Genomic DNA, 15,529 nt, shown 5'->3' on the forward strand with positions numbered 1-15,529 from the left:
CGGCGATATCGCCGATCGATTGACATGTGCATACCGCATCGAGGTAGAACGTGCCGCCGACTGCCGACCGGCGGCCGGTGCGTGGTTCCGTTGTGAAGGGAAACCGATGCACAGACCGAGAGCCGCAAGGCTCCTGGCCACGACTGTGGTGCTGGCGGTCGTCTCCGCCCTCGCGCCCATGACACCCGCGTTCGCGCAGCCCCCGGACACCGCCAGGATCGCCGGCGGGATCAAGGACTTATTGGGGGCCGGCGACGCCGACGACAAGGAGCCGGCGACTCCGGCCGAGCTCCCCGACACCGACGTGCCCGCCCATGAGCGCCTCGCCAAGAGCCGGGCCGCCACCCCGCCGAAGCGCGTCAAGGAGCTCACCGGGCGCAGGACACCGCAGGCCCGCTCCTGGCAGCTGTCCGACGGGCGGATCCAGTCCGAGGTCTCCTCGGTGCCCGACTCCTACCCCACCGGCACGGGGAAGGGGCGCAGCTGGAAGGCGATCGACACCCGGGTCACCGGGACGAGCCGCGCCGGGTTCGAGAAGGCCAACACGACCAATGTCGCCCGGAGCTACTTCGGCTCCCGCCCCGGTGAGCTGGTGCGGTTCGAGCTCGACGCGGGGCACTGGGTGTCCCTCGGGCTCAAGGACCCCGCGGCGAAGAAGCTGACGCCGGTCGCGGACGGCAACACCGTCACGTACAAGGACGCCTTCGGCAAGGGCGTCGACCTCACGTACACCGTCGGCAACGGCAGCGTGAAGGAAGGCATCGTCCTGCGGGAGCGCCCCGCGACGGCGCCGGTCTTCGACTTCGCGCTCGACACGCACGGGCTCGACGCGAAGGCGCGCAAGGACGGCAGCATCGCGCTGTTCGGTGAGAGCGGCAGCAAGGGGCGGCCCGAACTCGTCATCCCCGCACCGTTCATGACGGACGCGAAGGCGGACGCCGAGTCCCCGTACGGAACGAAGTCCACGGACGCCGTGACGCAGCGGCTCACCGGCGAGGACGGTTCGTACGCGGTGCGGTTGCGGCCCGACGCGACGTGGCTGGCCTCGGACGCGCGGAAGTACCCCGTGACGGTCGACCCGACCATCACGATCGCGCCGACCCCGTCGCAGTCCGAGGACGTCATGATCTCCTCGGACGACGCCTCGGCGAACTACGACGGGAGCTGGCGGCTGTCCGTCGGCAACACCAGCACCGGCTCCAGCCGCGCCCTGCTGCGGTTCGGGCTGTCGGGGATCCCCGCCGGGACCAAGCTGGACTCCGCCGATCTGAAGCTCTACTACGACCAGACGCACACCACCGGGGCCGACGAGGTCGAGCTGGAGGCGCACCGCGCCACCGGGCCCTGGACCGAGACCGGCGCCACCTGGAACAGCGCCAAGGACCTGACGGGTGAGCTGTCCGGTACGTCGGTGCTCGTCGACGACGGGGACGCGGGAACCACCGCGGCCCAGGGCGCCTGGCCCGCGTCGACCAACACGGCGTACACGCAGTACGCGACCGGCCAGGACTACCGGTACAACAAGGACGCCACGGCCGGCGACACCTACAGCTGGCAGCCGAACCTTCCCGAGGACGGCAACTACCAGGTCGACGTGCACTACGTCCCGGCGTCCGACCGCGCCACCAACGCCCCCTACACGGTGGCCTACAGCGGCGGCACCAAGGCGTACACGGTCAACCAGCAGGCGGGTACGGCCGGGCAGTGGAAGACCCTCGGCACGCATCCGTTCAAAGCCGGGACCGCCGGGAAGGTGGTGCTCGGGGACGGGCCCGCCTCCACCTCGACGACCGTGCTCGCGGACGCCGTGCGCTTCACCAAGGGCGGCGTCGTCACCAAGCGCGCCGGCGAGTCCAACACCTGGCACAGCTTCCCGGTCACCAGGACCGTGCAGCAGTGGCTCGACGGGACGTACGGCAACAACGGCTTCGTGGTGAAGGCGGCCGACGAGTCCGCGACCGGGCCCAAGGGCGGTCCGCGGTACGAGGCGGCCGAGTACGCGTACAAGGGCGAGGTCGCCAACTACCCGAAGCTGGTGCTGACCTACGGCACGCAGGGCGTCGACGTCGACGCGCCGCGCACCGTGCACTCGACGGGCGCCGACCTGACCTGGCCCGCGTACACGGACCCCTCGGCGGCGGACACCGGTGACGACATCGTCGAGTACCAGGTGCACCGCAGCGTGTTCCAGCACTTCACACCCTCGTCGCAGACGCTGGTCTCGCCGGTGGCGAAGGACACCCGGGCGTTCACGGACACGACGGCGACGCCGACACCGGCGGACTCCGCCGATCCGCTCGGCAACGCCTACTACTACATGGTCGCCGTGAAGCTGAAGGACGGGCGTGTGCTGCCCTCCGTCACGCAGCTCGTACGGCTGCCGAAGGCCGGGCGCACGACGGTCGTGCTCCAGAGCGGGCAGAGCGACACCACGCTGTCCTCGGCGCAGCCGACGACGGGGCACGACACGCTCTCCGAGTCGGGCATCGACCGGCGCTGGCTCTCGGTGGGCAACAACTCGTCGACGTACGGGACCACGCGGGCGCTGGTCGACTTCCCCGGTCTCGCCGACATCCCGGCGAACGCGCGGGTGCTCGACGCCGACCTCGACATGTGGGGTTTCACGACCACGACCGAGACGGCCGGGGCGATCTACGAGGCGCGCGGGCTGACCCGCGACTTCGACGAGACGGCCGCCGGCTGGAACAAGGCGGACGCGACGACGTCGTGGGCCACCGCGGGTGGTGACATGGACGCCGCCGTCTCCGACACGGTCGCCACCGTCACCAACGACCCGGCGCGGCAGAGCTGGTCGCTGACCTCGCTCGCGCAGAAGTGGGTGACCGACCCGGCGAGCAACCACGGGGTCGCGATCCGGCTGCGGGACGAGTCGACGGCCGGGCCGCGCGAGCGGACGCTGTTCCTGTCGTCGGAGGCCGAAGAGGCGCAGCTGCGGCCGCAGTTGGTGGTCACGTACCTCGACCGGTCGACGGAGAGCACGTACTTCGCGCCGTACACGCCCGCCCGGATGATCCCCGGCGACGAGTACACCGTGGACGTCACGCTCACCAACACCACGACGAGCCTGTGGGCGGCGGGGCAGCGGGCGCTGACGTACACCTGGTCGCTGCCGGACGGCACGGACGCCACCACCGGCGGCAACCAGCTGGAGACGGCGCTCGCGCACGAGGTGCTGCCGGGTGACTCGATCACCGTCCCGGCGAAGCTGAAGGCGCCGATCAACTCGGACTCGGGCAACAAGCGCCTGGAGTACGTGCTCAAGTGGGATCTGAAGAACACCGCCGACGGGAGCCGGCTGTCGACGAGCGACAACATCGCGCCGCTCGCGCAGAACGTCCGCACCGAGGACCCGACGTCGGACCAGCTCGGTCTGGAGGACTTCCACTCCTACGCGGGCAAGAACACGGGCGCGGGCTCGTCGCTGATGACGAACCTGTCCGCGGGCAACACGGTCTGGCAGTACAACGCGTTCAACAATCCGGGCCGTGGCCTCGCCACGTTCGCGCGGTTCGCCTACAACTCGCAGGACACCTCGGACACGGTGCTCGGCGCGGGCTGGTCGGCGCAGGCGGCGATGCCGCTGCGGCTCGGGGCGGCGCTCGACTTCCATCCGAACCCGCACCCGACCGAGGTGTCGCTGCCGGACGGCGACGGCACCACGCACGTCTTCCGCAAGCAGGACGACGGCAGTTGGCGGGCTCCCGCGGGCGTGCACTACCTGCTGCGGCAGGGCGCGGGCGTGGACTGCACCCCCGACAAGGACGGTGATCCGCGCGCCTGGTCGCTGACGCGTCCCGACCGGGCCCAGTTCTTCTTCGACTGCGACGGCTATCTGACGTCCGTCGTCGACAAGAACGGCAACACGCAGACGTACACGTACGCGGAACGCAAGTCGAACAACAAGCCGGTCAAGTTCCTGACCTACATCGAGGACCCGGCGCGGCGGCAGTCGCTGACCGTCACGTACTACACGAAGGCCGACACCAACAAGCCCAAGATCATCGACCATGTGAAGTCGATGACCGACATCTCCGGGCGGACGGTCACCTTCGGCTACGCGGACGAGGGGCTCCTGACCACCCTCACCGACGGTGCCGGCAGTGCGCAGCCCAAGGTGTTCCGGTTCACGTACGACGCCGAACAGGGCAACAAGAACGTCAAGTTGGTGAAGGTCACCGACCCGCGTGGCAACGCGACCTCGCTGGACTACTACTACCCGAGCGAGGGCGACGACCCGAAGTTCCACTGGAACACGCAGACGCTGACCGACCGCCTCGGCGGCACGACGACGTACGCGTACACCGATCCGGACGGCACGGCGGGCTCGGTCGTCGAAACCGAGGTGACCGACGCCGAGAACCACACGACGCGGTACACGCTGGACGGCTACGGCCGCGCCACCGAGATGACCAACGCCAAGTCCGAGACCACGAAGACGGCCTGGGACACCGACAACAACGTCACGCGCCTGGAGGAGGCCAACGGCGCGGTCACGACCTGGAAGTACGACACCACGACCGGCTATCCGCTGGAGCAGAAGGACCCGGAGGCCAACAAGAACGGCACGGCCGCACAGACCTTCACGTACTCCTACGGTCTCGACGGCCACGTCGCCGATCTCTTCGAGAAGAAGTCCCCGGAGGGGCGCACCTACCGCTTCGGCTACGACACGGCGGGCAATCTGACCTCGGTCACCGACCCGAAGGGTGTCGCGTCCGCGACGGAGGGCGACTACACGTCGCGCACCGAGTACGACGTGTACGGCCAGGTCGTCAAGGAGACCGACGCCAACGGCCACGCCACCCGCTACAGCGGGTTCGAACCGGTCGGCTTCCCGGCGACGATCACCGACGCGGCCGGCAACGACTCGCACTTCACGTACGACGTGCGGGGCAACGTCCGCAAGGTCGTCAACGCCAAGGGCGCCGAGGTCACCCAGGACTACGACGCCTTCGGCCGCCCGCTGGAGAAGAAGGAGCCCAAGGACCGGGCGGCGGGCGACTACATCGTCACGCCGGCGCCCGTGTACGACGCCAACGACAACATCACCACGGCGTTCGCCCCCAACGGGTCCAGGACGACCGGGGTGTTCGACAAGGCGGACCAGCGTCTGGAGACGGTCAAGCCGTCGGACGAGCCGACCGGGCCCGTGCGCCGCAGCACGTCCGTGTACGACAAGGTCGGCAACCTCGTCTCGGCCACCGGCGCGCAGGGCAACCTGACCGCGACCGAGGGCGACTTCACCGCCACGACCCGCTACGACGCGATCTACCAGCCCGTCGAGATGGTCGACGCCGAGGGCAACAAGGCGTCGGTGGAGTACGACAACGTCGGCAACGTCGTCAAGGTGGTGGACGGCCGCAAGAGCGCCAGCGCCGACCCGGACGACTACACCACCCGCTACGAGTACGACCTGAACCACCGGGTGAAGCGGACGATCGACGCGCTGGAGTGGGCCACCTCGGTCCGCTACGACAAGGACGGCCTGCGGATCGGGCAGACCGACGCGGACGGCAACGAGTCGCTGGCGACGTACGACGAGCGCGGCGCGCTGGTCGAGTCCAGGGTTCCGGTGTCGCAGACGTCCGGGACCATCGACTACCGCACCACGCGCTATGTGTACGACCAGGTCGGCAACCGGACGAAGACGGTCACCCCGCGCGGTGTCGCCACCACCGACGACGACGCGGACTTCACGTCGGAGACCGTCTACGACGAGCTGAACCGGGTCAAGGAGGAGCGCTCGCCCTTCGACAAGGACGACGCCGAGTACGCGACACCGGACTCGGTGTTCTACTCCTACGACTCCGTCGGCAACCTGGAGTCGGTGTCGGCCCCGCCGTCCGACGGCCAGTCGGTCCGCAACGTCACCGACTACACGTACTACGACAACGGACTGACCCGGACGTCGAAGGACCCCTGGGACATCACCACGTCCTACGAGTACAACAAGCTGGGCCAGCAGACCAAGAACACGCTGACCTCGGCGGGCGGCTCCCAGCAGCGCACGATGACCTGGGACTACTACCCGTCGGGCAACCAGAAGGCCCGCTCGGACGACGGTGTGCCGGTCGGCAACCAGGTCGTCCTGGTCGACAGCTCGGACTTCAACAACACGGCGACGCAGGGCAGTTGGACGCGTACGCAGGCCGAGCAGCAGTACGGCTACGACACGTACTCGCACCCCGCGGGCAGCGGCAGCGCCTCGCTGTCGTGGCAGCTCAACGTCCCGCAGGACGGCACGTACGAGGTGTTCGTCCGGTACCCGAAGATGACGGGCGCCGCGACCGACACGAAGTTCACCGTCGACCACGACGGCGGCAGCGCCGCCAAGACGGTGAACCAGACGGCGAACACGGGCAGTTGGGTCTCGCTCGGGTCCTACGCGTTCGTCGAGGACGGTCCGCAGAAGGTCACGGTGACCGACGCCGCGAACGGCACGGTGCTCGCGGACGCGGTGAAGCTGGTCCGCTCGAACTCCGGTGACACGGACAACGAGAAGAAGGACTTCACCTACACGTACAACGCGAACGGCAACATGGTCGAGGTCCAGGACCACTCGCCGGGCGCGAAGATCGACACGTACAAGATCACGTACGACGGCCTCAACCACATCTCCAAGGTCGAGGAGATCGCCGGCGGCACGGTGAAGAACACCACCGCGCTGACGTACGACGAGAACGGCAAGCCCGTCACGTCCACGCACGACCTGACCTGGACGAAGATCGAGTACGACGCACGCGACATGGTCAAGAAGGTGACCGACGCCGATTCCCCCACCGCGGGCGATCAGCAGATCACCACGATGACCTACACCGGGCGCGGCCAGCTCCTGAAGCAGACCAAGCCCAACGGCAACACGCTCGACATGCGGTACTACCTCGACGGCTCGGTGAAGCAGTCGCAGGAGAAGACGTCGGGCGGCGCCGTCGTCGCGCAGCACGACCTGGAGTACTCGGCCAACGGGCACCGCTCCAAGGACACGCTGAAGCTGATGAACGCCGACGACAACACGGCGTACATCAACAACACGTACTCCTTCGGCTACGACCCGCAGGACCGGATCACCAAGGTCACCAAGAGCGGGGACGCGCCGTCGTCCGAGTCGTACACGTACGACCGCAACAGCAACATCGTCGCGCAGACGGTCGACGGGACCACCACGACCCAGCGCTACGACCGCAACCGGCTCCTCTCGGCGAGTTCCGGCGGGGTCACGTCCACCTACAACTACGACCCGCTCGGCCGGCTCGACACGGTCAGCACCAGCGGCCAGACCGTCGAGAAGCACTACTACGACGGCTTCGACCGGGAGGCCAAGGTCCGTCAGGGCGTCGGCGCCTCGGCGGTGACGACGTCGTACGCCTACGACCCGTTCGACCGGACGGTCTCCCAGACCACGTCCGGCGACCAGGGCAAGACCACGGCGTTCACCTATCTCGGCCTGGACAGCACGCTGTTGCGGGAGACCGTCGACGGCAAGGCCGACAAGGACTACCAGTACCTGGCCGGCAATCAGCGCTCCACGCAGATCACGCACAAGGAGGACGGCAGCAAGGAGTACTCGCAGTACGTCACGAGTCCGCGCGGTGACGTCGAGGCCATCACGAAGGAGAACGGCAACACCCGTTCCACGTACGGCTACACCGCCTACGGGAGCGCCGACGAGTCCCAGATGACCGGCGCGGACAAGCCGGGCAGCGGGGGCGAGCAGAAGGACGACTACAACTCCTTCCGCTTCAGCTCCTCGCGCTGGGACGGCGCTTCGGGCACGTACGACATGGGGTTCCGCAACTACGACCCGGGGCTCAACCGCTTCCTGACCCGGGACTCGTACAGCGGTGCGCTCGCCGACATGTCGCTGTCCACCGACCCCTTCACCGGGAACCGGTACGCGTTCGCCGGCGGCAACCCGATCAGTTTCGTGGAGCTCGACGGCCACCTGTTCGGCATGTCGCTCTCGGACATCGGGCACGCCGCGCTCGACGTGGTCGGCCTGGTGCCGGTCGTCGGTGAGGTCGCCGACGTCGCCAACGGCATCTGGTACGCCGCCGAGGGCAACTACGTCGACGCCGCACTGTCGTTGACCTCGGCGATCCCGCTGGTCGGCTACGGCGCCTCGGCGGTCAAGGCCGGCAAGTACGCCAAGAAGGGCATCGAGGCGGCCGACGCCGTCAACGACGCCCGCAAGGCGGAGAAGACCGTCGACGCGGCGAACGACGCCCGCAAGGTGGACGTGCCCGACAAGCCGTCGACGAAGTCGCCGGACAAGCCGGACGCGCCCTCCTGCAAGGTCAACAGCTTCCTGCCGGGCACCAAGGTCGTCCTCGCGGACGGCTCGTCCCGGTCGATCGAGAAGCTGAAGGTCGGCGACGAGGTCGTGGCGACCGACCCGGAGACCGGGGACACCCGGGCCCGGCAGGTCACCGGCACCCGCAGCCACCAGGGCGAGAAGGACCTCGTCACCCTGACCGTCGGTTCCGGCGGGAAGGACGGCAAGGGCGGCAAGGCGTTCCAGCTGACGTCGACGGCCGCGCACCTGTACTGGCTGCCGGACTACGGCAAGTGGGTCGAGGCCAAGGACCTGAAGTCCGGGATGTGGTTGCAGACCGCGGCCGGCACCTGGGTCCAGATCAGTGCGATCGACACGGCGCACCGGTCGGCGCGGGTCCACAACCTCTCCGTCGAGGGTGTCCACACCTATTACGTGGGTGCGGGCTCCGGCGCGGTCCTCGTCCACAACTGCGGTTACAAGGACGAAGCCGTCGCCGCGCAGAAGCGCGCGCAGGAACTCGCGGGTCAGCTGCACTTCTTCAAGGAGAGCATGGTGACGGTGGCGGTGATCGGTGTCCGCAAGAAGGGCACGACCGACATCATCCACAAGGTCGGCATGAGTTCCGGTCAGAAGGGCGACCTGCTCACCCTCGGCAAGGGCGAGGACTTCGTGGAGGGGGCGCTGGTCCCCGGCCGGGTCACGAAGAAGGGCAATCCGGCGTTCGAGCACGCCGAGGAGTCCGTGATGAACTGGCTGGAGAAGAACCCCGACTACGAGGTGCTCTACGGCGGTTCGTCGAAGAACGTCTGCTCGGACATCTGCGCACCGCTGGTCGAGAAGACCATGAAGCTCGGCGGTGAGGTGTTCGGCGGAGCGGCCGACAAGACGGACTTCCGTCAGTTCTGGCGCCTGAGGCGCTAGAGGTCACGGGGGTCGCGGTTCTGGCCGCACCACCTTTTCCCGCATGACGACGCCCGGCCGGGGTTCTCCCCCGGCCGGGCGTTGCGCGTCCGGACCCGGTGCTCGTCGGGCTCGTCAGTTCTTGTCGGGGAGGGTCCACAGATGGAGCGTGCCGTGGTCGGCGGTCAGGGTGTACCACTGGCCGGGGCCCGCCGGGCGGGGGCTGCCGGTGACCGGGGACGGGTAGGCGATCTGCCCGCGCACGGACAGGTCGCGGGGGTCGACGAGCCAGTGGCGCGGGGCGGCCGCGTGCTCCTCGGTGCCGACCACGACCCCGTCCTCGTACGGGTACGCGCCCGCGTAGTCCCAGCGGGCCATGGCCTCCTCGGGTGCGGGCGGCACGGCGTCCCGCGCGTTGAGCCTGCGCACCTCGCTCCCGTCGGTGGCCTCGTGGAGGTAGAGCGCCCACTGGCCGGGGTCGGTGCCGAGGACGTAGCGGCCCGACGGGGCGACGGACTGGAGCAGCTCGCCCTCGATCCGCTCGACGGTGAGCGCGGTGCCGTCCCAGTGCCCCCACAGCGCCGGTGAGTCCTCGTGGCCCTCGCCGACGGTCAGCCCCATGTACGCGGGGTCGGGGTGCGGCAGGTGCTCGGAGGCCGAGCCCACGGTCATGGTGTGCGCGCGGCCGAGCACCTGGCCGTCGGCGGCGTCCAGGACGAGCCACTGCTCGTCCGGCCTGCCGTCGGTGTACTGCCGGACGTGCGCCCACACCAGCTTGCCGTCGGCGGAGAAGGCGGCGGAGCCGCGGTCCGGGGTGCCGTGGCGGGCGTCGTCGGCGTAGGCGCTGTACGGGGCGTCGGTCCAGGCGCAGTCGGGGGTGGCCCAGCAGCCGTGCGGGAGCTGCCACAGCACGGCGCCCGCACGGTCGACGGCCCGCACGTCGTGCACCCCGGAGAAGACGGCGATGTCGCCCGTCGGCGAGACGGTGGCCTGGCCCGTGCGGCGCGGCCACGGCGTGCGGAAGCGGATCTCGGGGCCCGCGCCCTCAGGGCCGTCGAGGTCACCGAGGTCACGGACGGCCAGTCGCTCGTCCTCGTGCTGGACGAGGAGCCGGTGCCCCGGCCAGGTCAGGAGGTGCAGGGCGTCGGCACGGGTGGGGCCGAGCGGGACGGGCACCGCCGCGACGAGGCGGGCGGTGTGCTGCTCGGCAACCGCGTGTATGGGATCGGTGGGCATGCGCAGCATGGTTCCATACGCGCCGCTCAGGGGCGCGGCTGCCCGGAACCGGTGGGCAGGGGTGGGGAGTTGGGGGACGCGGTGCGGCGGTCGAAGACGAGGGGGCGGGCCGCGCGCAGGGCGGTCGTGAGGGCGCCGAGGAGGACGGCGTCGTCGCCCGCGGTGCTCGCCTCGACGCGGGGCCGCAGCGGGGTGAGACGGTGCAGGGTGCCGGCGACGGTGGTGAGGAGGAGGTCGGCGCCGCGGCCCACTCCCCGCCGAGCACCACCAGGTCCGGGTCGAGGACGGCGGTGACGGAGGCGACCGCGAGGGCGAGGCGCTCCCCTCCTGGCGTACGGCGGCGGCCGCGGCCGGGTCGCCGGTGCGGGCGGCGTCGAAGACGCGTTTGGCGGTGAGGGGACCGGTCATGCCGAGGGCGCGGGCGGCGCGGACCACGGCGTCGGCGGAGACGGCGTCCTCCAGCATGCCGCGGCGGGGGGCGGGGCCGGACTCCGGGAGGCCGTCCAGGGGCAGGAAGCCGATCTCGCCGGCCGCTCCGTGGGCGCCGAGGAAGAGTTCGCCGTCGGAGACGACGCCCATGCCGAGCCCGGTGCCGATGAGGACGTAGACGAAGAGGCGGCTGCCCGCGCCCGCGCCGAAGGTGTACTCGCCGAGGGCGGCGAGGTTGGCGTCGTTGTGGACGGAGAGCGGGGTGCCCAGGCTCTCCCGCATGCGTTCCACGAGGCCGGGTCTGCCCCAGCCGGGGAGGTTGACGGCGTAGCGGACGCGACCGGTGTGCCGGTCGAAGACACCGGGGGTGCCGACGGCGGTGTGGACGATGTCGGCGGACGTCAGCCGGGCCTCGGACAGGGCCTGTTCGGCGCAGGCCACCGCCGCGTCGGCGACCGTGGTGGCGGCGCGGCCGCGATTGCGCACCTCGGTGCGGGACACGATCGTGCCGGCCAGGTCGGCGACGGCCGTGCGCAGCCGGGCGCGGCCGATGTCGATGCCGAGGACGTGCCCCGCGCCGGGGTCGGGTTCGTACAGGACGGCGACCCGGCCGCGGCTCTGGGCGTGGGTGCCCGCCTCGCGGACCAGTCCGGCGCGTTCGAGGGCGGCGAGGGCCGAGGAGACGGTCGGCTTGGACAGGCCGCTGGCGCGGGCGAGCTGGGCCCGGGACGCGGGGCCTTCGAGGCGTAATCGCTCCAGGAGGAGCCATTCGTTGTTGCTGCGCAGGCGCTGCCGGTTCCAGGGGGGCGCGGTCATGGCGCCGTCACGTGGCAGGCCGCCGTATGGCCCTCGTCGACCGGGCGCAGGCGGGGTGTGACGTGGTGGCAGCGGTCGACGGCGAGGGGGCAGCGGGCGCGGAAGCGGCAGCTGGGGACGGGGTCGATGACGACGGGCGGGTCGGACTTGGCGGTGGCCGCGTCGATGTCGAGCGGGGCGCGGGGGTCGGGGACGGCGGAGAGGAGGAGCTCGGTGTACGGGTGGCGGGGCGCGGCGAGGACCGCTTCGGTGGGGCCGGTCTCGACGATGTGGCCGCCGTACATGACCGCGATCCGGTCGGAGAGGTAGCGGGCGCTCGCGATGTCGTGGGTGATGTAGAGGATCGAGACGCCTTCGGTGGCGCGCAGGTCCGCCATGACGTTCAGGAGGCCGATGCGGATGGAGACGTCGAGCATGGAGACGGGCTCGTCGGCGAGGATGAGCCGGGGGCGGTGGGCGAGGGCCTGGGCGAAGCCGATGCGCTGGCGCTGGCCGCCGGAGAGTTCGTGCGGGAAGCGGTTCAGGACGTCGGCGGCGGGGGTGAGGCCGACGGCCGCGACGACGCGCTCGGCCTCCGCGCGGCGTGCGGAGGCGTCGAGTTCGGGGCGGTGGAGTTTCAGGCCGCGCAGGATTCCGTGGGAGACGCGGTAGGCCGGGTTGAAGGACGCGAAGGGGTCCTGGAAGACCATCGGGACGGCGCCGCGGTAGGCGAGGCGGTCCCGGCGGCGGCGCATACCGCTCACCGGGCGGCCCTGGTAGCGGATGTCGCCGCGGGTGGGCGGGTGGACCTGGGCGACGAGGCGGGCGAGGGTCGACTTGCCGCTGCCGCTCTCGCCGACGAGCGCGACGATCTCGCGCTCCCCGATGGTGAGGTCGACGTCGTCGACGGCGTGCAGGACGCCTCGGGTCAGGCCGGTGCCGACCTTGAAGTGGCGGGTGAGGCCGGTGGTCTCCAGGAGGGGGGTGTCGTTCATGAGGTCACCTCCGCGTGCAGCAGGCAGCGGGAGCGGGCCGCGCCCACGGCGTAGAGGGCGGGCTCGGTGACGCGGCAGGCGTCGTGCGCGAGGGGACAGCGCGGGTGGAAGCGGCAGCCGGGCGGCGGCGCGGACAGGTCGGGCGGGCTGCCGGGGATGCCCTGGAGCGGGACGCGCGGGCCGCGGATGGAGGGGAACGCGTCGAGGAGGCCGCGGCTGTAGGGGTGCTCGGGGTGGTCGAAGACGGCACGGGTGGGGCCGGTCTCGACGACCTGGCCCGCGTACATGACGAGGAGCTGGTCGGAGAAGTGCGAGACGAGGGACATGTCGTGGGTGACGAAGACGACGGCGAAGCCGAGGAGTTGCTGGAGTTCCTTGATCTGCACCATGAGGGAGCGCTGGGCGACGACGTCGAGCGCGGACGTCGGTTCGTCCATCAGGATCAGGTCGGGGGTGAGCAGCAACGCCATGGCGATCATGGCGCGTTGGCGCATGCCGCCGGACAACTGGTGCGGGTAGCTGCGCAGATGGACCGGGTCGATGCCGACGAGGTCGAGGACCTCGACGCTGCGGGCGCGGATCTCCTCGCCGGTGTACGTGCCGTGCGCGGCCATGGCGTCCTTGTACTGGGCGGCGAGGGTGGTCACCGGGTTGAGGGCGTTCATGGCGGACTGGAGGACGACGGAGAAGTCGCGCCAGCGCAGGGCGTTCAGCTCGCGTTCGGTGAGGGTGACGAGGTTGTCGCCGCGGAAGTGCACGGCGCCCGTGGTGATGCGGGCGGGCGCGTTGAGCAGTCCGGCCACGGCGAACATGAGCGTGGACTTGCCGCAGCCCGACTCGCCGACGACGGCGGTGAACTCGCCCGGTCGCACGGCGAGTTCGACGTGGTCGACGGCGACGACCGGGCCGCGGGCGGTGTCGTAGGCGACGCTGAGGTCGCGGACGGTGAGCAGGGGTTCAGGCACGGCGGCTCCCCTTCCTGGCCCGGACCGGGCGCAGGGCCGGGTTGCCGATCTCGTCGAAGGCGTAGTTGACCAGGGCGAACGCGACGCCGAGCAGGGCGACGCAGAGGCCCGGCGCGATCGACCAGAGGGGGGTGCCGGTCTGGAGGGCCTGCTGGTTCTGGGACCAGTAGAGCATCGTGCCCCAGCTCTGCGAGCTCGGGTCGCCGAGCCCGAGGAACTGGAGGCCGGCGGCGGTGAGGACCGAGTACAGCGCGGCGCCGAGGAAGTTGGCGACGATGAGGGACGTCATCGTCGGCAGGACCTCGCGGACGATGATGTACGAGCGCCGCTCGCCGCGCACCCGGGCCGACTGGAGGAAGTCGCGGCCCCGCAGGGACAGGGCCTGGGCGCGCATCTGGTTGGCGCCGTAGGACCAGCCGGTGAGGACGAGGACGGCGAGGATGACCTCCAGGGAGCCCTTGCCCGCGTACTTGGCGAGGATGATCACCAGGGGGAACGCGGGGATGACCAGGACGACGTTCGTGAGCAGGGACAGGAGGTCGTCGGCGAGGCCGCCCAGGTAGGCGGCGGAGACGCCGATGAGCACGGACAGGACCGTGGCGAGGGCGCCCGCCACGACGGCGATGATCAGTGACTCCCGCGTGCCGTAGACGAGTTGGGAGTAGATGTCCTGGCCGAGGCCCGTGGTGCCCAGGAGGTGGGCGGTGGACGGGCCGAGGCGTGGGGCGAAGTTCAGCTCGTCGGGGTCGTCGACGGTGGTGAAGAGGCCGGGGAACGCGGCGACGACCGTGAAGAGGAACAGGATGCCGGTGCCGATGAGCGCCTTGCGGTTGCCGCGGACGGCCTGCCACAGGCCCGCGCCCGCACGGGCGCGGGGTCCGGCCTTGTCGGGCGGCGGTGCGGTGACGGCGGTGGTGGTGGTCATGACCTCGCCCTCGGGTCGAGCCACACCGTCGCGAGGTCGACCGCGAGCAGGGCCACGAGCACGGCGACCGTGAACAGCATGAACAGGGCCTGCATCAGCGGGTAGTCGACGTTCTGGACGGCGTTGTAGAGGAGGTAGCCGACGCCGGGATAGTTGAAGACGTACTCGATGAGGATCGCGCCGGAGATGACGAAGCCGAGGGACATCGCGAAGCCGGCCAGGTTCGGCAGGATCGCGTTGCGGGCCGCGTAGCCGTACATGATGCGGCGGCCGGTGAGGCCCTTGGCCCGTGCCATGCGGACGTAGTCCTCGGCCAGGGTCGTGATCATGTTGTTCCGCATGGTCAGGATCCAGCCGCCGACGGTGGTGATCAGGAGCGTGGCCGCCGGGAGGATCGCGTGGGACAGGACGCTGCCGACGAAGCCGGGTGAGAAGCCGGGGACGATCGACGTGTCGTAGTTGAAGTTGGCGGGGAGCAGGCCGCCCGTGCCCTCGGAGAAGACGAGGATGAGGAGCAGGCCCACCCAGAAGTAGGGCAGGGCCGACGTGACGACGAAGACGGGCGGCAGGATCGCGTCGAGGGCGCCGCCGCGGCGCCAGCCCGCGACGGTGCCGATGAGGGTGCCGAGCGCGAAGGCGAGGATCGTCGTCGTGCCGACGAGGCCGAGGGTCCAGGGCAGGGCGCCGCCGATCAGCGAGGTGACCGGTTCACCGAGCGTCTGGCCGATGGAGCGGCCCCAGTTGCCGGTGAACATGTGCCCCAGGTAGTCGACGTACTGGACGAACAGGTTCTCGTCGGGCTTGAAGCCGAACGAGGTCAGCATCTGCTCCAGGGCGTCCCGCGAGACCCGGCCGCGCGTGCGCACCGTCAGCGCGTCGACCGGGTCGCCCGGCATGAAGCGCGGGATGAAGAAGTTCAGGGTGAGCGCCGCCCAGAGTGTCAGGAGGAAGAACCCCAGGCGGCGAAGGAGGAAGCGCACCGGTCGGT

At 70.4% G+C, this 15,529-nt stretch carries 6 protein-coding genes and 1 pseudogene; 1 reads left to right on the forward strand and 6 read right to left on the reverse strand.

Annotated elements, in window-relative coordinates:
• The first annotated feature begins 106 nt into the window (after positions 1–106).
• Positions 107–9,217: a DNRLRE domain-containing protein gene (locus V2W30_RS07875; RefSeq protein ID WP_338694773.1), complete on the forward strand. Its 9,111-nt coding sequence runs from the start codon at positions 107–109 to the stop codon at positions 9,215–9,217.
• 114 nt (positions 9,218–9,331) lie between these two features.
• On the opposite strand, the gene V2W30_RS07880 is transcribed toward V2W30_RS07875, so the two are convergent.
• The 6 genes and pseudogenes from V2W30_RS07880 to V2W30_RS07905 form a co-directional block, all read right to left on the reverse strand.
• Positions 9,332–10,432, reverse strand: a complete 1,101-nt coding sequence (locus tag V2W30_RS07880; RefSeq protein ID WP_338694775.1) for a hypothetical protein — start codon at positions 10,430–10,432, stop codon at positions 9,332–9,334.
• 26 nt (positions 10,433–10,458) lie between these two features.
• Positions 10,459–11,677: pseudogene (locus tag V2W30_RS07885) on the reverse strand (ROK family protein).
• Positions 11,674–12,651: an ABC transporter ATP-binding protein gene (locus V2W30_RS07890; protein ID WP_338694776.1), complete on the reverse strand. Its 978-nt coding sequence runs from the start codon at positions 12,649–12,651 to the stop codon at positions 11,674–11,676. Before V2W30_RS07890 ends, V2W30_RS07885 begins: the two are co-directional and overlap by 4 nt.
• Positions 12,648–13,616 (reverse strand): ABC transporter ATP-binding protein, encoded by a 969-nt coding sequence (locus V2W30_RS07895; RefSeq protein ID WP_338694777.1) that lies wholly within the window; start codon positions 13,614–13,616, stop codon positions 12,648–12,650. Before V2W30_RS07895 ends, V2W30_RS07890 begins: the two co-directional genes overlap by 4 nt.
• The gene (locus V2W30_RS07900) at positions 13,609–14,541 is read right to left on the reverse strand and encodes an ABC transporter permease (RefSeq protein WP_338694778.1); all 933 of its coding nucleotides are present in this window, start codon (positions 14,539–14,541) and stop codon (positions 13,609–13,611) included. Before V2W30_RS07900 ends, V2W30_RS07895 begins: the two co-directional genes overlap by 8 nt.
• Positions 14,538–15,521, reverse strand: a complete 984-nt coding sequence (locus tag V2W30_RS07905) for an ABC transporter permease (RefSeq protein WP_338694779.1) — start codon at positions 15,519–15,521, stop codon at positions 14,538–14,540. The genes V2W30_RS07900 and V2W30_RS07905 overlap by 4 nt, the downstream gene beginning before the upstream one ends.
• Between the last annotated feature and the right edge of the window lie 8 nt (positions 15,522–15,529).

It is taken from the genome of Streptomyces sp. Q6 (genome assembly GCF_036967205.1).
Lineage (GTDB): Bacteria > Actinomycetota > Actinomycetes > Streptomycetales > Streptomycetaceae > Streptomyces > Streptomyces citrinus.

Coding starts and splice junctions, on each gene's coding strand:
- V2W30_RS07900 (WP_338694778.1), bottom strand. CDS start 14,541: ATGACCACCACCACCGCCGTCACCGCACCGCCGCCCGACAAGGCCGGA.
- V2W30_RS07890 (WP_338694776.1), bottom strand. CDS start 12,651: ATGAACGACACCCCCCTCCTGGAGACCACCGGCCTCACCCGCCACTTC.
- V2W30_RS07880 (WP_338694775.1), bottom strand. CDS start 10,432: ATGCCCACCGATCCCATACACGCGGTTGCCGAGCAGCACACCGCCCGC.
- V2W30_RS07875 (WP_338694773.1), top strand. CDS start 107: ATGCACAGACCGAGAGCCGCAAGGCTCCTGGCCACGACTGTGGTGCTG.